Source organism: Acidobacteriota bacterium (assembly GCA_035529075.1).
Classification (GTDB): domain Bacteria; phylum Zixibacteria; class MSB-5A5; order GN15; family FEB-12; genus DATKXK01.
Genome location: DATKXK010000016.1, coordinates 1 through 19,779, shown reverse-complemented (window position 1 = coordinate 19,779; position 19,779 = coordinate 1). Strand labels below are relative to the sequence as shown.

Below are 19,779 nucleotides of genomic sequence, written 5' to 3'. Positions count from 1 at the left end.
TATGAACAAGCGCAGACACATCCTCTTCGTTTCTCCGGCAGCCAATGACCGGCCCGGCGGCAACGCGGGTTTCAGCCTGATCGAACTGCTGGCCGTAGTCATCATCGTAGGCCTCCTGGCCTCGGTGGCCATGCAGTCGCTCAACGTAGCCATTGAGGACGCCCGTCGGGCCAGGACCGAGCGTGAGATGGACGTGCTCGCGCGATCCATCGTCGGAGATCCCTCCATCATGCAAAGCGGCCGGCGCGCCGATTTCGGCTACGTCGGCGACGTTGGAGCCTTTCCCGCCGACCTGGACGCGCTTTACCGCAATTCCGGCGGCTTATCAACGTGGAAAGGACCCTACCTGCCCCCCGGACTCCTCGAAGACACCAGCGGGTTCCGGATCGACGAGTGGGGGCGACCCTACACCTACGGCGGCGGCATAACGATTGTCTCAACGGGAGGCAGCCGGGTAATCACTCTAAAGATAGCCGATGCCCAAAGTGATTACCTGCTCAACACCGTCAGGGGTGACATTCGTGATGCCAACGATTCGGTCCCCGGCAGCCAGTATGCCGATTCCGTGGACGTCGTCGTGACCGTTCCCGACGGTGCCGGCAGTGTCATCACCAAATTATGCCATCCCGATGCCACCGGAGCATTCATCCTCGATTCCCTTCCGGCCGGCAGGCACCCGCTAAGACTGATTTACCAGCCGGCCGCTGATACCCTGGCACGCCCATTGACCGTTCTGCCGCGACATCGGAACAAGCCGGTGCTGCAGTACCGCTTTGCGTCTGCTCACTTTTCATCAGGCGGCCCCGGAGGGGGCTGCGGCGGAAGCGGAGCCGACACGCTGCGGCCCAATACTTCCGGAAGCAGCACCGAATTGCTCCGGTCCGGCTGCGCCGCCAACTGGCAGTGTGTCGACGACGTGACAACCGACGGTGATGCCACAACCGTGCGCACCATCGGCAATTCATATCTCTCGGATACGTACAACGTCGACGATCCGGCCGACACCACCTGTACCATCACCGGGCTGACCGTGTATGCCCGCATGAGACGAAGCCGCCCTTCGTCCGCCTTTGCCCGGCTGGTCATACACACCGGCGGTGCCGACTACGCCGGTAACCAGACATCCGTGGCCCGGTTCTATACCGATTACAACTGGACATGGGCGAGCAACCCGGCCACCGGCGACACGTGGACGTGGGCTGACGTCCGCCAGGTCCAGTGCGGGATCAGAATGCGGTCGGTAAACTCCTCGGCGTTTGTCGCCTGCACGCAGGTCTGGCTGGTGGTTGAGTATGAATAGGCACAGCAGGTTAATCATGCGGCGACGGCACAATTCAACGATGACGTTCAGGGCCGGCCAACTCGGCTTCACGATGATAGACGTTGTCCTGGCGATCATAATCGTGGGCATTCTGCTCACGGTCGCGATGCGCGGCGGCCGGCGTATCACTGCGACGGCGCGTATGGAGGAAACGCGGCGGGAGATGGACGCCCTGGCGCGAGCCTCGGTAGGCAATCCCGAACTTAGCAACCACGGCGTGCGTTTCGACTTCGGCTACGTCGGCGACGTCGGCGCCCTGCCGCCGAATCTCCAGGCGCTTCTGGGCAACCCCGGGGGGTATACCACCTGGAAGGGACCTTACATCGAAACCCGATTTACCCAGGCAGCCGACGACTACCTGAAAGACGCCTGGGGCGTTCCGTACCAGTACAGCGGCGACGTTACCATTACTTCGGCGGGATCGGGAAGCAGCCTTGTTCGCCACCTGGCCGTGTCCACCGACGATCTTCTGCGCAACTGCATCAGCGGGGCGGTTACCGATCTCGACGGCACGCCGCCGGGACAGACGTACCGCGATTCCGTCACCGTCAGGATCACGCTGCCTGACGGTTCGGGCGGCACCGTGACGCGCTCTCAGACAACCGACGCCGGCGGATACTTTTCGTTCGACTCCGTGCCGATCGGCAACCATGAGGTAAGGATCATATGGGTACCCGGCGATGATACGCTCAGGCGGTTTGTCTCCGTGCCTCCCGGCGCCTCACCAACTGCCGAGTTCCGTCTGGCTGCCGACTTATGGTCCGCCGGCGCCGGCATCCTGCTGGTGCCGGGCTCCGATACCCTGTCCCCGCCGGGCTGTTCCAGGCTTCGATTTTGGGTCACCAATACGTCGACCACAGACATAGCCGTCGGTTACCTTCGGGTCACCTGGACCACGCAGACGGCGTATTACAGGAATGTAATCTGGAACACTCAGACCGTCCGTTCGGGCCCGCCCGCCCTCGGATCGGGAGATACCGCATCTTTCACCGGCGCACAGGTACTCCAGCCGGGAGACAGCATCCCGATTCGCATCGAGACGTTCCAAAGTCTTCCCGGCGGCGGGCCGCGGGTTGACATGAACGGTGAACAGTTTACCGTTGAGTTCTCCAACGGTTCGATTATCACTTTTACAGCGGACTACTGCCAGTGATGAGTACACGGCCTCGCCATAAGGGATTCACGTTGATCGAAATGGTGGTGATGATCGTCGTGCTGGGGATCATCGCCGTGGTCGCCACAAAGACACTGACCCAGTCCGTGCAAACCGCCCGGTACGAACACACGAAACGGGAACTGGACGAGCTGACCCACGCTATAGTCGGAAATCCGGGCGTCTTCACCGGAGGTGTCAGGACCGATTTCGGGTACGTCGGCGACGTCGGAGCCTTACCGCCGAATCTGGACGCGCTCGTGCAGAACCCCGGTCTGTACGCCACCTGGGAAGGCCCCTACATGTCACGCGGCATTGCCGGGGATGATTTCAAGAAGGACGGGTGGGGCAGCGAGTACGTGTTCGCCGGCACCCTGATCAGGTCGACCGGCTCCGGGGCGGACATCGACAGGGTCATTACCGGCTCCACCACTGAACTGCTCGCGAACACGGTCGAGGGCACGCTTGCCGATGCCGACCAGGGCCTGCCCGGCGAAATCTTCAGGGACTCATTGCTGATCAGATTGATTTACCCGGACGGTTCCGGGGGCCTGACAACGGCTGCGATCGTTCCCGACCCCCACGGTTACTTCCGGTTTACCGGCGTTCCCGTGGGGAACCACGGCCTGAGCATCATCTATATCCCCGACAGCGATACCGTCACCCTGGCCATCACCGTCTGTCCGGGCCGCGACGTGAAACTCGACGTCGTCTTCCCCGCCGACCTTTGGTGAACGAGAGGCCGAAGGTCGGCTACTCTCTGATGACCAGCTTGATACTGCGTTTCTTCAACTGGGGGAAAAAGAGAGACGGTTTTACGACGAGTTCCTGTGGTTTGACTCCGCGAGCGGTGATCTGACCGGCCGCCGCCATCCAGGCTATGATCGCCGCCGGAAAAGCCGTCGTGCGCATCATGGCCGTCAGACCCGTTTTCATATCCTGACGATCGACAATCTCATAGACGATGGTCGCAGCCGCATCGTCTCTTTCCCCTTCGACGACCACCCGCACCAGGACCATATCGAGGTCGCCGGATGAGAGGGTACGCTCCAGCACGGCTTTGAAGACCGCTCTTGGTTCCGCCGTCTGTCCGTCAACCTCGACCTTCCTCCGCGAACCCAGGCCGATTTCAAGCATCGGTCTGAACAACTGGCAGTGACCGGGGTAGCGGATAGTCTTGTAGTCCAGAGATCTGACCTTCCCCTCGTACGTGTCCGGGAGAGTGGACGTGCCTCCCGAAGTGAAGAACGCCTCCAGTTTGCCTATACCGTCGAACTCGAGCAGCTCCAGGCCGGTCATCGGATTCACTGTCTTCTTCTTTCCGTCCTCCAGGATCACGCACGGCTCCCAGTACTCGTTGATCAACCCTTCCGCAGAAAACACGATCTGGTAGTTCAGCGGAGGTCGGGGCGACTGCGGCAGACCCCCCACCCTGATTCTGATGGATTCGGTCCGGTCCAGTCTCGCGATTCCGTCCGCCACCATCACCGAAACCATTCCGGGCGCGAGACCGCAATCGGGGATCACAATGACACCTGCCTGCTCCGCCTCGCCGTCCATCTCCAACTGGCTGTGAACGACGTCGTTGTTGCCGCCGAGATCGACGAGATGGCAACCGGCCCGCACCGCTGCACGCGTCAAATCGACGTTGTGTTTGTAGGTCACGCAGGATACGGCCGCCGCGTAATCCCTCAGGACCTCCACTGCCCCTTCAATGTCACCGGCGTCGAGCCGGGCGGCCGTCGCCTTGCCGTCTCCGTATTGCTCCGCTACCTCGCGAGCCAAATCCGCATTGACGTCAAACACACCGACGCTCTGTACACCGTCGGCCCTGGCCAGGTCATACACCACCGCCCTGCCCATCAGCCCCGCTCCAATGACCGCTATTCTCATCGTCTTCTCCAAGTCCGTTCAAAACAATGAACGCTAATATAAGCGCCAATTCAAAACGAACAAGGCCATTCTCACTGATCCGGTGCCGAGCGCCGGGGCCACCGGCCGATAATGTCCGGGCCGTTTCTGCCGATATCAGGTGAAGGCAACGTGCGGCGACGTGACGTCACAGAAAGCAGGTTCTCTATGCCCGAAATGTCCCTGTCAAAGGCAAACCTCGGCGACGAACTCAAGGAAGAAATCGCGCTCTATCGGGTGCTGAAGCCGTACATCGCCCGCTGCCTGACCCTCAATCATGACATCAATAATCCCCTGGCCGGCATCATCGGGTACGTGGAATACATACTCATGGACGAGGACAAGATCAGCCCGGGGCATCAGCAGAGCTTACAGCAGATCATGAAATGCGCAGAGCGCATAAAGGCTCTGGTGGATGAGCTTCACGATGAGAAAATCGCCTTGAATGAGAAAGTCGATTTGAGTTCCGTACTTGACACCTACGGAAACGCGGCCGGGAAGTCAGATTAGCTGGTTAACCTTCCGCAGGACCCATTCGACGGCCAGCGCGCCGACGAAAACCGCAAGCAACCAGAGCTTTCCCCAGACCGTCACCTCCCCCTCTTCCCTCTCAATGATCGGCCCCGGATCTATGGCCGCCACAGCCCGGTTGAACTGCCCGTACGTATAGTAGTTACCCCCCGAGAGTCTCGCTACGGTCATCAGGCTGTTGGGATCTCCCCGCTGGTCGAATTCCTCGAGTGAGAAGGCTTCCACGAGAATCTCGCCGTTCTTGCGTTTGAGCAACTGTCCCCCCTTGTCGAATTCAGCCTCGTACTGATACTTGCCGGGCGGCACGCGGGTAAACTCGGCCACATGCCTGCCTTCTCCGATCTGGACCAAGTCGGCGCTGTACCGATCCGCCGGGCCGGGACCGACCAGACTTACGGTGCCGGTCACACCGGGAATGGGACGAAACCCCTGGTCAAAGGCAAAGCCCGCGAAACGGATTACCTCGCCCCGGTTGAAAACTTCCTTTTCCGGCGCGATCCGTATCGGATCGAAGTCCTCCGGCACCGTCAGCCAGCTTATCACGCCGTCCAGGAACCGTCGGTAGTAACTGTCATCCTCACCGAACCCGAGAGTGACAAACCCCCAGTGCCAGACTGGAAGGGCCGCCGATGCAATCAACTTACCGGGACCGAACCGCCGGTAACCGAGAATGGGCAGGTTCTCGGCGTCAAGTCCCGCCCCGGCCGCCCGCGCCAGCACCACGCTGTTCGGGTCGACGCGATCACAGCGGACGAGTGATTTGAAAGGTGGCACGCCCGCCCAGGCCTCACGGATGCCGCTGCGATCGTCCGCGAGGCGAATCGCCGGGTGAAACAGGTGACCCTCGGCCGGTTCTCCGTGAAAGTCCAGCCGCTGCAGTCTCTGCCGCGAACTCTGGGCAAACGGCAGCAGTTCGTTGAACCAATCGACGGGGCTTTTCGCCGCGTACTGTTCACCCATGATCACCCAGACGGCACCCCCCTTTTCCGCCAGGTACGATCTGATCACCCCCTGATGAGCGTCGAACGCCGATGGATCAGGGTCGTGCAGCACCACCAGGTCATAGCGGTTCAATTCCGTCTGGCGGGATGGGAAACGCCGCGACAGGTTGCCGGCCGACGGGTCGGTGACGGCCAGGTCGGCGTCGTACCTGTCCGATTGCAGCAGGTGACGGTGCAAAAACCCCACCTCGTAGTCGGGCCTGCCGGTCACCAGAAGGATCTTTAAACGACTTTTCAGGATTTTCACCGCGATCGTGCGTTCGTTGTTGCCCGTGCTTTCCTCGGTCTCCAGGGCCGGTATGCGCACACGCAGCAACTTCTGTCCGGGCTGTTCGGGAACGTATCCCAGTGTTACCAGGCCCAGTCCATCCTCCTGGGACAGGGCATACTGCGCCTCGTCAAGGACTTTCGTATCGTCCAGCACCTGTACCTGCAAAGCCTCGTTGTCGGCCCCGCGCCAGTCGAGGCCGACGCCGATCTCCGTTTTCCGGCCGACAAACATGACCGGGTTATAATCGACCGCAGTAAGGCCCACGTCAAAACTGCCGACGTCACCGGCCATGTTTACGGCGTACACGGGTACCGTAAGCCCGCGAGCCGCGTCCATCGGGCGGCGGCCGCTGTTGGACCTGCCGTCAGACAGGAGCAGCCACAGGTCAGACGGATCAACCAGTTCACGGCTGGCCAGTTCGTGAATGGCTTCACCCAGCGCCGTCTTGTCGCGGTTGATCCGGTCGGCCGAGGCCTCGACCGTCTCCCCGAAATACCACGTCCGCACGTCGGTGCGGTCCTGTAACTGTCGGAAACCCGGCGTGGATCGCAGCGAGTCCAGACGAAGCATTCGCGTCTTGCCGAGTTCTTCATGGTCCATGCTGCCGGATCGGTCCGTCAGGACGGCTACTCGCGGTTTCCGCTCGTATTCGCGCCGAAAGTGAATCACCGGTTCCAGAAGGGCCCCCATGAGCGCCAGCACGGCGACAGCGCGCACAATACCGAGAATAACCCGCAGGTACACGGGCAATGGCGGATTCGTTCGGAAATACAGAAGGAAGGACAAGGCCAGAAGAGTAACGAGGGCCAGGCCGACGGCCAGCGGACTGGCCGACAGAAAATCTACCGAGATATCCGTAAGGCCGAACATGTTGCTTCTTTATACCTCTAATGCATCGTCAGGGTCGGAACCGGGGGAAAGATTGAAGAACTTGATCCCGGAGGCGATCATCCGCTGACAGTCCGCTATGAGGTCCGCGCCACCGTGTACCGAACGAGATCGAGCAGCGAATCAGCGTATCTCGACTGCTCCAGCGGGGAGATGGACTCCAGCCCCTCCCGGCAGAGCTGGTCGGCCCGTTGATAAGCATAGTCAATGCCGCCGTTTTCGGTCACAAAATCATAAACGCGGTGAAACGAGTCTCCGTCCGCATCTTCGCGCAGATACCGGACAATCTCCCGCCGGCCGGCCTCGCCGACCTGCTTAAGCGAGTGGATCAACGGCATAGTCACCTTGCCGTTCAGCACGTCGTTGCCCGGCTCCTTGCCCGTCACCTGGGGGTCCCCAACGTAATCGAGGAGATCGTCAATGACCTGGAAGGCGGTACCGACTTTTTCCCCGAACCTTGCGAACCGCGCGCGATCGCGACCGCTTCGCTCGGTCAGAATGGGGCCTGTCTCACACGAAACCGCAAACAACGAGGCGGTTTTGTCGGCGATGATTTCGAGATACTCCTCCTCCGACAAAGAGTAATTGCCGGTTTCCTCAATCTGCCGAAGTTCCCCCAGCGAGACGCGCTCGGTGGCTACCGATATCGCCTTGACCAACTCACTGCAGTCCGTGCTCAGGATTATCCGGAAGGCCTTGGCGAACAGGTAATCGCCCAGAAGCACCGATATGAGATTGGCCCACTTGTGATTGATCGTCTCCTGGCCGCGTCTCATGTCTGACTCGTCGACGACGTCATCGTGCAGCAAAGTGGCCGTATGAATCAGCTCGATGGCCAGTGAGGCGTCAACTGAATAATCCGAATACGTATCTGCGGCCCGCGACGAGAGAAACAGGAACACCGGGCGGATCCGCTTGCCTTTTGTCTTCAGCAGGTGGCGGGCCAGGGAGGTTATCAGGGGGGAATCACCGCGAAGGTAGTCGTTTAGTTTGCGGTCAAACGTATCCAGGTCCGACTTAACGGGCTCGATATACGTGGCCAGATTGTCTTTGTGGAGCATTGTCATAACAGAACGCTCGCTCCCCACCCTGTAGGCCGTGAAATAAACAGATCAGAACCCCCTTGTCAACCGCTTTGATGCAAACGCCACTGTTCCAACTGAGAGGTGAGACCGGGCTACAGACTCCCGATGAATTCACTCAAGCCGTTTATATACAAGTAATTAGACATGTAGTCGTGCTCGTTATGCCCGCCCTGCAACTCTACGAAGCGCTTTGGTGCCGGGGCCGCAGCGTACAGCTGCCGCCCCATCTCAAACGGGATCAACTCATCCTGGGGGGAATGCGTGACCAGAATTGGACAGCGTACCCGGCCGATCTTGGCCAGGGAGTCGAATCGAAAGCGCAGCAACAGGTTAATGGGCATGTACGGATACATGCGGCGGCCCAACTCGGCCATCGACGTGAATGACGATTCGACTATGAGGCCCCCGCATTCAACGCCGGAGGCCAGGTCAACGGCCACAGCCCCGCCGAGTGAACGGCCGAAAACGATAACGTCAGCCGGGGATACGGCCCCGTCACGGCACAGCCAGCGATACGCCGCCGTGGCATCGGCGTACATGCGCTCTTCGCTCGGCGTACCGTCGGATCGCCCGTACCCGCGGTAATCGAAAAGCAGGACGCCGACGTCCAGGCCGACGAGCATCTGCACCGTTTCGAGCCGATCCGATATGTTCCCGGCGTTGCCGTGACAAAACAGCACCGTCTTTCTTCCCTCGGCGGCGGGAAAATGCCAGGCGTGGATACTGTGACCCGCACCGACGTCAAGGTAGACGTCCTCGTAGGCAAGGTTCACATTTTCCGGCGTGACCGATATCGTTCTTGAGGGAAAGAATACCATCCGCCCCTGATTCAGATACAGGTAGAGGGCAAAAGCCGCAAAAGCGACGCAGAGAGCGATAACAAACCAGAGGATCATCTTAAGAATCTTCGGTACCATGCGATATCAGCGCCAGGCCGGAGGAGGCGCGGCGGTGTGCTTACACGGTCAGGCAGCCGCGCGGTCGCTCACTCCCACTCAATCGTCGCCGGGGGTTTGGAGGACACGTCGTACGTCACGCGATTCACCCCGGCCACCGAGCGGATTATCCGGTTGGATACATGGGCCATGATGTCGTGGTCGATCCGGGCCCAATCGGCGGTCATGCCGTCAACGGACGTCACCGCCCTGAGTGCCACGACGTTCTCGTACGTCCGCTCGTCGCCCATTACTCCAACCGCCTTTACCGGCAGCAATACGGCAAACGCCTGCCAGATGTCGTCGTAAATGTCGTGGCGGTGCAGCTCCTCGATAAAGATGGCATCGACCTCCCGCAGAAGATCCAGCCGCTCGCGGGTGACGTCGCCGAGTATCCGCACGGCCAGGCCGGGGCCGGGAAACGGATGACGGCCGATTACCTGCGGCGACAACTCGAGGCTCCGGCCGAGCACCCGCACTTCGTCCTTGAACAGTTCCCTCAGCGGTTCGATCAACTCGAGGTCCATGCGGTCCTTCAATCCGCCTACGTTGTGGTGCGACTTGATGGTCGCCGACGGTCCCCGGAACGACGTCGATTCGATGACGTCGGGATACAGCGTACCCTGGGCGAGAAACCTGATGTCGCCGATCCGCTCGGCCTCACGCTCGAAAACATCGATGAACGTATTGCCGATTATCTTGCGCTTGCGCTCCGGGTCTTCAATTCCTGCCAGGCGCTCAAGGAACAAATCGGCCGCGTCGACCGGATACAGGTTGACACCGAGCGTGCGCAGCATGGCAACTACGTCGGCGAATTCGTTCTTTCGAAGCAGGCCGTTGTCCACGAATATCCCGAAGAGCCGCTGCCCGATCGCCCTGGAAAGCAACATTGCGGCCACCGATGAATCCACGCCGCCCGACACCCCGAGCACCACCCGCCCGTCGCCGACCCGATCACGGATGCCCCTGACGGTCTCGTCGATGAACGACTCGGTCGTCCAGTCGCAGCGCGCTCCGCAAATCCCCACCAGGAAATTACGGATGATCCGGCCGCCCTCGTCCGTGTGGTGCACCTCGGGGTGAAACTGAAGGCCGTACAGGCCCTTGTCCTCGTCAGCTATGGCGGCCGTCGGCAGTGAATCGGTCGACCCGATAACGCTGAAACCGGCGGGCAGTTCGACTATCGAGTCGCCGTGCGACATCCAGACCTGGCTCCGCGACGAAACGCCCTCGAGCAACCTGCCGTCCGAGCGCACCGTGAAGAAGGACCGGCCATACTCGCGATTCTCGCTCTTGACCAGCTTGCCCCCGAATATTTCCACCACCAGTTGCATACCGTAACAAATGCCGAGAACCGGACGGTTCACGTCAAAGAAAGAACGTTCAAGACGGGGCGCGTCGGCGTCGGCCAGCGAAGACGGGCCGCCCGAGAGAACGTAGCCGATCACGTTGCGGTCGGAATAGGCGCTCAGATCGGCGTTGAACGGAAGGATTTCGCAGTAGACGTGGGACTCACGGATGCGCCGCGCAATCAGCTGCGTGTACTGTGAACCGAAATCGAGAATTAGAATCATCTCATGCGACGGCGACATCAGGAGACCTCCTTGTGCGCCAGGCCCGGAATGACTGTGTCTTTCTCGAACTCCGGGGAAGTCTCCGGGTATTCCCCGAGGTAATGGAGGCCGCGCGACTCCTTGCGCAAGATGGCCGACCGGATTATAAGTTCGGCGACGGTGGCAATAGCCCGAAGCTCGACGATATTGTAAGTGGCCGGGGTCGCCATATAGTACTGGTCTACCGCCTCCTTAGTCTGCCTGACTTTCTCGAGGGCCAGCGACAGCCGCTCCTGGGTGCGAACGATGCCGACGAAGTCGGACATGACCCGGTTCAGTTGGCGGCGATCATGGGTGATAAGTATCTTCTCGCGCGGGTACTGCAAAGAGGAGTACAGCGCGTTGTCGACGGGAACCGAGGCGGGGAAATCACTGTGGCGATAGTAGTCGTAGGACTTCCTGGCGGCGAAGTCGGCCTGGACCACGGCCTCCAGCAGTGAATTCGAGGCCAGCCGGTTGGCCCCGTGCATCCCCGTCATCGCCACTTCGCCGGCCACGTAGAGACCGGCCAGCGCCGTGTCGCCATGAATCGTCGAGACCACCCCGCCGCAGGCGTAGTGAGCCGCGGGCACAACGGGGATGGCGCGCTCGGTGATGTCATATCCGTAACGAAGACATCGCTTGTAGATGTTCGGAAAACGCTTCCTGATAAACTTTGCGTCCAGGTGATTCACCTCCAGCAGGACGTACTCTTCGCCGCTCGCTTTGAGTTCGGCGTCGATGGCGCGGGCCACGACGTCACGGGGTGCCAGGTCCTTGAGTTCGTGCGCTCCGTCCATGAAATACCGGTTGTCCACGGACTTGAGCCGGCCTCCTTCGCCGCGCACGGCCTCGGAGATCAGGAACGGCGCCCGGCCGGGAGCGTACACCGTGGTGGGGTGAAACTGTATGAACTCGAGATTGGCCACGGGCACGCCCGCCCGGTGGGCCATCGCAATCCCATCACCGGTCGCAATTCTGGGATTTGACGTATGAAAGTAAACCTGGCCGAGACCGCCGGTGGCAAGCAGGGTCACCGGCGCGTAGAACACGTCGAACTGCCGCCCCTCCTCACAAAAGACGAACACGCCGGCGCACCGGTGCTCCCCGCCGACGCTGTACGTTACCAAGTCAAGAACCATGTGGTCCGGAAAAGTGGTGATATTCGCCTGCGCCCGGCAGGCCAACAGGAGCGCGCGCTCGATCTCTCGTCCCGTCAGGTCCAGCGCATGTACCACCCGGCTCTTGGAATGGCCGCCCTCGCGGCCAAGATCAAACTCCCCGTCGATCCGGGTGAACTGAACCCCGTAGGCCACCAGATCATGAATCGCCGCCGGACCGGCCTCGACAATCCGTTCCACCACCTCTTGATGGCACAGCCCGGCGCCCGCCTGCAACGTGTCCCTGATGTGGGCCTCAAAAGAGTCGGTCCTGGCCAGCACCGCCGCGATTCCCCCCTGGGCTCGGTTAGTGCTCGTGACGGCTTCACCCTTCTTGGTGACAACTGCAATCCTGGCCTTCGGGTCCTGAGCCGCCACTTTGAGCGCATAGAAGAGACCGGCGATACCGCTGCCGATGACTATGAAATCAAATCGCCTGTCCATTACTACCCGGCCGTTCAAGCTGAATTTTCTGCATGATCTGCTGGATCAGTTTTTCCTCGCCCGGATCCAGGTCAACCGAAACCCCAAGATAATAAATCTCGCGGCCAAAATCAAAATCGCCCAGTTTCACCCAGTCCTTGCCGGTAGTCAAGATGACGTCGGAACCGTGATCCCCGGCCATCGCCTTTATGCGCCTGAGCAGGCCCTCGTCATAGACCTGGTGATCCGTCAACTCCAGTGCATAATCCAGGTCGCCGGCAAGTGCCGCCACCTGCTTGCGCAGCGGTGAAAAGTTGCCCACCCCGGCAAACAGAAACACCGACTTGTCTTCGATGTACTTCACCGGCAGGCTCTTATCGCCGCTGACGAGCACCTCCGGCACGAACCCGGCATGGTATACTTCCGCGCCCGGATTGACGCGGCCGAGCCGCCGGCGAAGCTTGGCTATGTCCTTGGCGAACTTGGCACGCGTCATGATTATCATATCCGCCCGGCGCAGCGCCCTGACGGACTCACGAAGTACGCCGCTGGGAAACAAACGCAGATGCCCGGGTTTGAACGACGCGTCATACGCGACAACATCGATATCGCGGAACAGCGTGAAATGCTGAAAACCGTCGTCGACGACGATAACGTCGACGTTCCCGCTCCCGGCCAGCGCGCGCGCCGCGTCCGTCTTTGACCGGGCTATGGAAAAAATCGCTTCCGGGAGCTTGCCGGATAATTCACGCATTTCATCGCCGGCCATGTCGGCCGGGATGCGCTGCAGCTTGTACCCGGGCAGAAGCAGCGGTTCCCGTGACGAACGGCCATAGCCGGAAGAGACAACGCCCACGCGTACGCCCTCGCCCTGCAGTCCGCGCGCTATGACCTCCACCAGCGGCGTCTTGCCGGCGCCGCCGATCATGATACTGCCGACCGAGACGACCGGCACGTTCAGCCGCGTAGCCCTGGTTCGTGTCAGGCGGTACACGTGAAAAAACAGCCGGTAGATCACGGAAACAAACCAGAAGACAGCCGCCGGGATCACCAACCAGGAATACGGCTTACGTCGCAGGACTTTCTTCCAAAAGGTCTCAAACATCTCGCAACTTTTCCAGGATATAGTCACCGGCGACCGCTGCCGCGGAATGCACCAGGTCAGCCGTGGTCTTGGTACGAAACGTGCGATCACCCTGCACGACCGCCGTCAACGTCCGCAGCAGGTCGTCACCTGAACTTACCCGCGCACCGTAACCGTGCTCCAGGATGTACTCGGCAGCCTCCCGTACATTGCTTACGAACGGCCCAAAAAGCACCGGCCGGCCGGCCCAGACGGGTTCGAGCAGATTGTGACCGCCCCGATCCACCAGCGTCCCGCCCACAAAGGCGATGTCGCCGGCCAGGTACAGTTCGTTGAGCAGACCCATCCTGTCCAGCACGATTACGCCCTCAGGTACCCCGCTGGTACCATATCTATAATACGGCTGGTCGTGCTCTTTTAGCAACGCCGTAATCTCATCCGTTCGCTCCACGTGGCGCGGCGCCAACAGCAGGCGCAGCTTGGGGCAGGTCGCCTTCAGGGTCCGGTACGCGCCCAGCAGGTGTGCTTCCTCGCCCGACCTCGTGGACCCGGCCACGACCAGGAACTCATCGTCGGCCACTCCGACACGGTACCGTATCTCTTTGATCCGTCCTTCCGAACGCTCCTGCAAAGGCGCGTCAAACTTCATGTCGCCGGCGACCATCGACTTGTCCGCGGATACACTGAAGTACGCGAAGCGGCGTTGAGCCACGTCGGTCTTCAGGAAGAAGCGATCATAGGTGACCAGCAGCCTGGCCAGGCTCTTTCTGACAAGACGGTACCGGCGATAAGCCCGGGCCGACATACGGCCGTTAACAAGAATGAGCGGAACCCGGCGTTCCGCCGCTTCCAGCACCAGGTTCGGCCAGATCTCGGTTTCGGCCACCGCGAGCAGTTTCGGCCGTATCATGTCAAAGGTGCGAGCCATCGCCCGGCGTGCATCCAGCGGAAAATAGGATACCGTCACCTCGGGCGGAAACAGCTTGACGGCGGTATTAAAGCCCGCCTCGGTGACAACGGTGACGTGAATCCTGATCCCGGCCCGGCGTCCTCTCAGATAGTTGACAAGGTAGCCGACCACCCGGGTTTCCCCGACTGAAGCTGCGTGGATCCAGACGTCTTTGTCTCCCACGTCCGGAATCAGTCCCAGCCGGCCGCGCCATAGTTCCCTGCCGGCCAGCGCCGAGTGCCTTCGCAGGACGTATATGACGGCATAAGCCGCGCGCGTCAGCAACCTGTAGATGCCGATCATATGTATGAACCAACTATTTCGGCCACCCGCTGCGAGGCACCCTCTCCGCCGAGCAGCGCCGGGAGGCGGTTAAGGTTCGCGCACACGCCGGAACGGCAGGCATCGTCGGTCAGCAACCTCTCCAGTTCAACCGCCATTCGCTCAGGCGTGGCTGCGCCCTGGACAAGCTCCGGGACAACTTTCTCACCCAGCACCAGATTGACCAGCCCGATCATGTCCAGTTTGACGAGCCGCCGTGCGATGTGGTACGTGATGAACCCGGTCCGGTACACTATTACCATCGGCCGCCCGATAATACCCGCCTCGAGCGTGGCGGTCCCGGAGGCCGTCAGCACCAGCCCTGATTCGTACAGGACCGTTCGTGGATCGTCGTAGCAGACCGTCACGCCGCCGTCACCGTCACGTTGCAGCAGACGCTCATAATCACAGGCGCCGCGGATGCCGGCAACAACCGCACTCGTGCCGTGCCGTCGGTGCAGGTGCCCGGCTGCTTTCAGCATGCCCGGCAGCATGCGCTCGATTTCCTGCGGTCGTGACCCCGGAAGCAGGGCAATCTGGCGTTCGTGCACGGGCCGGGACTGGATATACTCGCGTGGAATATCCTCGAGCAGGTAGTGGCCCACGAAACGCGTGGGTACCCCGGATTTTACGTAAAATGACTCCTCGAACGGCAGAATGAGCAGCATGAAGTCAACGTACTTGCGAATTGCCGCCATCCGTCTTTTGCCCCAGGCCCACACCTGCGGTGAGATATAATAGACCACCGGAATACCCAGCGCCTTGACCTTTCTTGCCAGTCGCAGGTTGAACCCGGGATAATCGACAAGCAACACGCACGACGGTCTTCGGGCTTTTATCTCGTCAACGCAACGGTAAAACAAACGGCGGAAAAACGGATATCGTTTGGCCACCTCCCAGAAACCGAGCACCGTCAGGCGGCCCGGCTCGGCCAGTTGCTCCTGGCCGAGAGACTTCAGGCGGCTACCGCCGAGACCGAAAACCTCAAGATCGGGTCGCTGCCGTATGAGCGCAGCCACTACACGGCCGGCGGCGTTGTCGCCGGAAACGTCACCGGCAGCAAGGAACAGCAGGGGTTTGCCCATCTACTCCGGCTGGGACTCCATTACAGGGCTGATCGAAGCAAGCCCGATCCGCTCGACTTCCAGCGCCACCCTCAAGGCCTCGGCGGCTTCACTCAAGGGCACGGCCACCGGCCGGTCTTCGATGACGGCATGCAGGAACGATTCAATCTCGGCGGACAGCATATCTTCCCCGGTATCGGGCCGTTTGCGATAGACAATCTCCCGCCCCGAGTTGCCGAGCGGAACGCGCATGCCGTCGATCTTGTCTCCCTGGCCGGCCAGGCTGTACAGGTCGGCCTGTCTGGCCGCAAGGTCAAGCGAGTAGTAGCCGGATCTCTGGAAGATGCGGAGTTTTCGCATCGGCCGAAGCGATATCCGGGAGGCCGTCAGATTGGCCACGGCCCCGTTGTCAAACGTCAACCGGGCGTTGGCGATGTCCGCCTGGTCCGATATCACCGCCACCGCCGATGCCCGGATGTCGACCACCTTGGAGCGCACGAACATCAGCGCGAGATCGATGTCGTGAATCATGAGATCCAGCACCACCGCCACGTCGGTTCCGCGCGGGTCAAACGACGCCAGGCGATGCGCTTCGATGAACGACGGCCTCACGTCGTCGTCCGCCAGCGCACGTACGGCGGGGTTGAAACGCTCTATCTGCCCGACCGTCACTTTCACCCCGCTGTCCTCGGCCAGCGCCTGAAGCTCCGTCGCCTCAGCCATCGTCGCCGCGAGCGGCTTTTCGATCAGGCAGCTAACGCCGCGCTCTATCAGGCGCGAGGCCACCTGAAAGTGCGCCGAGGTGGGCACCACTACGGAGGCTGCCTGTACGCTGTCAGCCAGCTCATCGAGCGATTCAAAAACCCTGACGCCGTGCTCCTCGGCCAGCCGGCCGGCTTTCTCGCGGTCGATGTCGTACAGGCCGACCAACTCGGAGCCGGCCGCGCGCCCGAGCCACTTCACGTGGTGGCGGCCGAGCGACCCGACACCCACTACGCCGGTCTTTACTTTTCTCATACGGTTATTATCTCTCTTCACGCCGCACCGACGGCGTCGGTTCCCAAGGTAACACCATGCGCGGAGCTCTGGAAGAACGAATCGACAGGCGAACGATCAGCCGGCATTATCCAGGCAATCCGAGCCGTGGTCACCTACTTCACGATTCCTCGCGTCGAGCGATCAAGGAAATCCAGAATCGTCCGGACTTCCGGAATCAGCTCAACCTCGCTCTTGATGCGCTCAACCGCCTGTGACGTGTTCAGTTTCGAGAAAAAGAGAATCTTGAAGACGCGTTCGAGCCGGTGAATGGTCTCGACCGTGAAACCGCGCCGCCTCAGACCGATTGAGTTGATGCCGATTACTCGAAGCGGATAACCGGCCGCGAGGCTGTAAGGGACCACGTCCTGCTGCACCCTGAAACCGCCGCCGATCATCACGTGAGCGCCGATCTTGACGAACTGGTGGATCGGCAGGACCCCGCCCAGAATGGCGTAATCGTCAATCTCGATGTGCCCTCCCAGGTTCACCGAGTTGGCCATGATGACGTGATTGCCGATCACGCAGTCGTGAGCCACGTGAGCGTACGCCATAATCAGGCAGTCGTGACCAAGCGTCGTCTCACCCCGTGCCTCCGTACCACGGTTGATCGTAGCGTATTCCCGGATGACCGTGTTGTCACCGATGACGACCGTGCTCTTCTCCCCGGCAAACTTCAGGTCCTGAGGATTCGTGCCGATCACGGCGCCGTGGGAGACGCTGACGTTCTTCTTGAGAGTCGCGCCCTCGGCCAGCAGCACGTTCGAAGCTATGCGACAGCCGTCACCGATTACAACACCGGCCTCGACTATGCTGTGAGGGCCGATGGACACGTCCTCGCCGATTTGAGCCGAAGGAGATACGATGGCGCTGTCGTGAATGTCCGTCATCGGTCCATCACCCTGGCCATGAAGTCCGCGCTGGCCACCACCTTGCCGTCCACGAACGCCTGCCCCGACATCTTGCACGTGCCGCGACGAAAGGCGTGCATTTCGAGAACGAAACGCAACTGATCCCCCGGCGTGACCGGCTGCCGAAATTTGGCGTTGTCTATCGACATAAAGTACACCAGCTTTGTCTGGGGCTCCTCGATGGCGCTCAGTAGCAGCACGCCGCCGGCCTGGGCCATGGCCTCGAGAATGAGCACCCCCGGCATGATCGGATGATTTGGAAAGTGCCCCTCGAAGAACGGCTCGTTGATGGTCACGTTCTTCAGCGCCACCAGGCGCTTTTCCGGCTCCATGTCGATGATGCGGTCGATCAGCAGAAACGGGTAGCGGTGGGGCATGATGTTCTGAATGGCCGTGGTGTCAAGGAGAGCCTTGCTGCCGGCCGTGCTGTATTGCCGGGCTATCTTCTTTCTCTTGTACAGGTCCCGCATCTTGCGCGCCAGGGCCACGTTCGCCTTATGGCCCGACCGCGCCGCCAGCACGTGCCCCTTGAACGGCACCCCGATCAGGAACAGGTCGCCCAGCAGATCGAGCGTCTTGTGCCGCACCGGTTCGTTGTAAAAGCGAAGCGGAACGTCGTTGATGATGCCGGTCTCACCGACGAACGCCCGCTCCTTCAGATCAAGCGCCTTGCGGATGCGTTCGACCTCCACCTGGCCGAGATCGGAGTCGTAAATGATTATCGCGTTGTGCAGGCCGCCCCCCTTGATCAATCCCTGCGCCTTGAGCATCTCCACCTCGGACAGGAAGCAAAACGTCCTGGCCGGGGCGAACTCCTCGACGAATTCCTTCTCCAGGTCCACCAGCGACGTGTACTGGGTGCCCAGCGCCGGGTTCTTGTAGTCGATCATGAAAGTGATCCGCAGGTCATCCGACGGGGCCACGATCAGGTCCACTCCCCGCTCACGCTCGCTGTACGCCATCGGTTGGTCGATCTCCAGGTAGAGCTTGTCCTTGTCCTGATCCTGAATGCCCGCCTCGAGGATTGTGTCCACGTACGGCCTGGCCGAACCGTCACCCACGGGCGGCTCGTTGGCGTCCAACTCCACTATCATGTTGTCGATCTGCAGCCCGGCAAAGGCCGCCAGCACGTGCTCCACCGTATATACCTTTGCCTCTCCGTCCTGAAGCGTCGTGCCCCGCGAAATGTCGACCACGTGGTCAAGGTCGGCGATCACCCCCGGCGAGCCGGGAAGGTCCGTCCTGACAAACCTGATGCCGTGGTCCGGGGGGGCCGGCTTGAAAACCATCGTGCAGGCGTTGCCGGTGTGAAGGCCGATTCCGGGAAACGATATCTCCCGAGCGATTGTGCGTTGTTTCTCGTACATAAGCGGCGTAGTTTAAACAGGTTGCACGAAGTATACAAAACCACCGCGCCCGGTTCAAGCGCTTTTTTCCTGCCCCTGATATCCGATTCACCCTTGCCATAGTCGAGCGCCGGCACTATATTTGTCCTAAGGGGTTCCCGATGCCACGCAACTCGCGCGCACGAGGGTCCCGGGCCGGTTTTCCGCCGCGCTTTACATGACCTTTGCTCCTGTGTTCTGCATCAGTATCCGCAACGAAACCGACCTTTAGAAGCAGCGCCGTGCCGGTCCCGTCTCCCGTGCCCAGAGCCGGGAAGCGAGCCGCCGGGACGGCCCGGCGTCCCGATCTTGGAGGATATTTCGTAATTCGCGCGGCCCCTTGCGCAGCGCACGCGGGCCGACAACCATGGGGAGGGAATGATGACTTTCCGGAGCACACGACTTTCGGCAGTCGTTTTTTCAGTGGCCGTCCTGACCGTCGGGCTGACCTGTCCGGCGTCAGCCAGGGCCGTCTTTGACCAGGCCTCGGGGGACCGGGTGCTTGACAAGCGGACCAACAACATCACACAGTACGGCTTCCCGCGCATCGATCGCGAACCTGTAAGGGCGGTCGGGCTCAAGGATTATGATCCGCTTGCCACCGCACGCAACTGGATTTCGACGCGGTCTTCTCTGGGCACCGCCGGTCTCGCGGAGACTGATCCGTCACCGGGCCTCACGATCAAGCAGACCTGGGATGACTGGCAGTGGAGCTACAACGGCGGGAGAGTGGAGTTCACCAGCGATGTCCCGTCGATT

General features: G+C 60.9%; 17 protein-coding genes. 5 read left to right on the top strand and 12 right to left on the bottom strand.

From position 1 onward, the window contains the following. The first annotated feature begins 1 nt into the window (after position 1). From VMY05_11065 to VMY05_11055, 3 genes are read left to right on the top strand one after another with little or no spacing between them, the layout of a single operon-like run. The gene (locus tag VMY05_11065) at positions 2 to 1,300 is read left to right on the top strand and encodes a prepilin-type N-terminal cleavage/methylation domain-containing protein (protein HUV31613.1); all 1,299 of its coding nucleotides are present in this window, start codon (positions 2 to 4) and stop codon (positions 1,298 to 1,300) included. Beyond that, entirely contained in the window at positions 1,293 to 2,474 is a 1,182-nt protein-coding gene (locus VMY05_11060; GenBank protein ID HUV31612.1) for a hypothetical protein, read from the top strand. Before VMY05_11065 ends, VMY05_11060 begins: the two co-directional genes overlap by 8 nt. Next, the gene (locus VMY05_11055; protein ID HUV31611.1) at positions 2,474 to 3,208 is read left to right on the top strand and encodes a prepilin-type N-terminal cleavage/methylation domain-containing protein; all 735 of its coding nucleotides are present in this window, start codon (positions 2,474 to 2,476) and stop codon (positions 3,206 to 3,208) included. The genes VMY05_11060 and VMY05_11055 overlap by 1 nt, the downstream gene beginning before the upstream one ends. Before the next feature lie 19 nt (positions 3,209 to 3,227). Here the strand turns inward: VMY05_11055 and VMY05_11050 are convergent, their stop codons facing one another. After that, complete coding sequence (locus VMY05_11050) at positions 3,228 to 4,367, bottom strand: saccharopine dehydrogenase C-terminal domain-containing protein (protein HUV31610.1); 1,140 nt, start codon at positions 4,365 to 4,367, stop codon at positions 3,228 to 3,230. Between the two features lie 186 nt (positions 4,368 to 4,553). Between VMY05_11050 and VMY05_11045 the strand changes: the two genes are divergently transcribed. Then, on the top strand, positions 4,554 to 4,895 hold the full coding sequence (locus tag VMY05_11045) for a histidine kinase dimerization/phospho-acceptor domain-containing protein (protein HUV31609.1): 342 nt from the start codon (positions 4,554 to 4,556) through the stop codon (positions 4,893 to 4,895). On the opposite strand, the gene VMY05_11040 is transcribed toward VMY05_11045, so the two are convergent. From VMY05_11040 to VMY05_10990, 11 genes are all read right to left on the bottom strand, one after another. Then, the gene (locus VMY05_11040; protein ID HUV31608.1) at positions 4,887 to 7,058 is read right to left on the bottom strand and encodes a hypothetical protein; all 2,172 of its coding nucleotides are present in this window, start codon (positions 7,056 to 7,058) and stop codon (positions 4,887 to 4,889) included. The genes VMY05_11045 and VMY05_11040 overlap by 9 nt on opposite strands. Positions 7,059 to 7,153: 95 nt before the next feature. Beyond that, complete coding sequence (locus VMY05_11035) at positions 7,154 to 8,143, bottom strand: polyprenyl synthetase family protein (protein ID HUV31607.1); 990 nt, start codon at positions 8,141 to 8,143, stop codon at positions 7,154 to 7,156. A gap of 110 nt (positions 8,144 to 8,253) precedes the next feature. Further along, positions 8,254 to 9,078, bottom strand: a complete 825-nt coding sequence (locus tag VMY05_11030; GenBank protein ID HUV31606.1) for an alpha/beta hydrolase — start codon at positions 9,076 to 9,078, stop codon at positions 8,254 to 8,256. Positions 9,079 to 9,146: 68 nt separating this feature from the next. Further along, entirely contained in the window at positions 9,147 to 10,688 is a 1,542-nt protein-coding gene (gene guaA, locus VMY05_11025; GenBank protein ID HUV31605.1) for a glutamine-hydrolyzing GMP synthase, read from the bottom strand. Then, positions 10,688 to 12,292 carry an L-aspartate oxidase gene (gene nadB / locus VMY05_11020; protein ID HUV31604.1) on the bottom strand — a complete coding sequence of 535 codons (1,605 nt, stop codon included), beginning with the start codon at positions 12,290 to 12,292 and terminating at the stop codon, positions 10,688 to 10,690. The genes guaA and nadB overlap by 1 nt, the downstream gene beginning before the upstream one ends. Next, positions 12,276 to 13,376 carry a tetraacyldisaccharide 4'-kinase gene (lpxK, locus tag VMY05_11015; protein HUV31603.1) on the bottom strand — a complete coding sequence of 367 codons (1,101 nt, stop codon included), beginning with the start codon at positions 13,374 to 13,376 and terminating at the stop codon, positions 12,276 to 12,278. Before lpxK ends, nadB begins: the two co-directional genes overlap by 17 nt. Further along, positions 13,369 to 14,607, bottom strand: a complete 1,239-nt coding sequence (locus VMY05_11010) for a glycosyltransferase N-terminal domain-containing protein (protein HUV31602.1) — start codon at positions 14,605 to 14,607, stop codon at positions 13,369 to 13,371. The genes lpxK and VMY05_11010 overlap by 8 nt, the downstream gene beginning before the upstream one ends. Beyond that, positions 14,604 to 15,710, bottom strand: a complete 1,107-nt coding sequence (gene lpxB / locus VMY05_11005) for a lipid-A-disaccharide synthase (protein HUV31601.1) — start codon at positions 15,708 to 15,710, stop codon at positions 14,604 to 14,606. Before lpxB ends, VMY05_11010 begins: the two co-directional genes overlap by 4 nt. After that, positions 15,711 to 16,706 carry a Gfo/Idh/MocA family oxidoreductase gene (locus VMY05_11000; protein ID HUV31600.1) on the bottom strand — a complete coding sequence of 332 codons (996 nt, stop codon included), beginning with the start codon at positions 16,704 to 16,706 and terminating at the stop codon, positions 15,711 to 15,713. 134 nt (positions 16,707 to 16,840) lie between these two features. Next, positions 16,841 to 17,614: an acyl-ACP--UDP-N-acetylglucosamine O-acyltransferase gene (lpxA, locus tag VMY05_10995; GenBank protein HUV31599.1), complete on the bottom strand. Its 774-nt coding sequence runs from the start codon at positions 17,612 to 17,614 to the stop codon at positions 16,841 to 16,843. Continuing rightward, positions 17,611 to 19,002 (bottom strand): bifunctional UDP-3-O-[3-hydroxymyristoyl] N-acetylglucosamine deacetylase/3-hydroxyacyl-ACP dehydratase, encoded by a 1,392-nt coding sequence (locus VMY05_10990; GenBank protein ID HUV31598.1) that lies wholly within the window; start codon positions 19,000 to 19,002, stop codon positions 17,611 to 17,613. Before VMY05_10990 ends, lpxA begins: the two co-directional genes overlap by 4 nt. Before the next feature lie 399 nt (positions 19,003 to 19,401). On the opposite strand from VMY05_10990, the gene VMY05_10985 reads away from it, so the two are divergent. Continuing rightward, a partial coding sequence (locus VMY05_10985; protein HUV31597.1) for a hypothetical protein occupies positions 19,402 to 19,779 on the top strand: 378 nt, incomplete at its 3' end.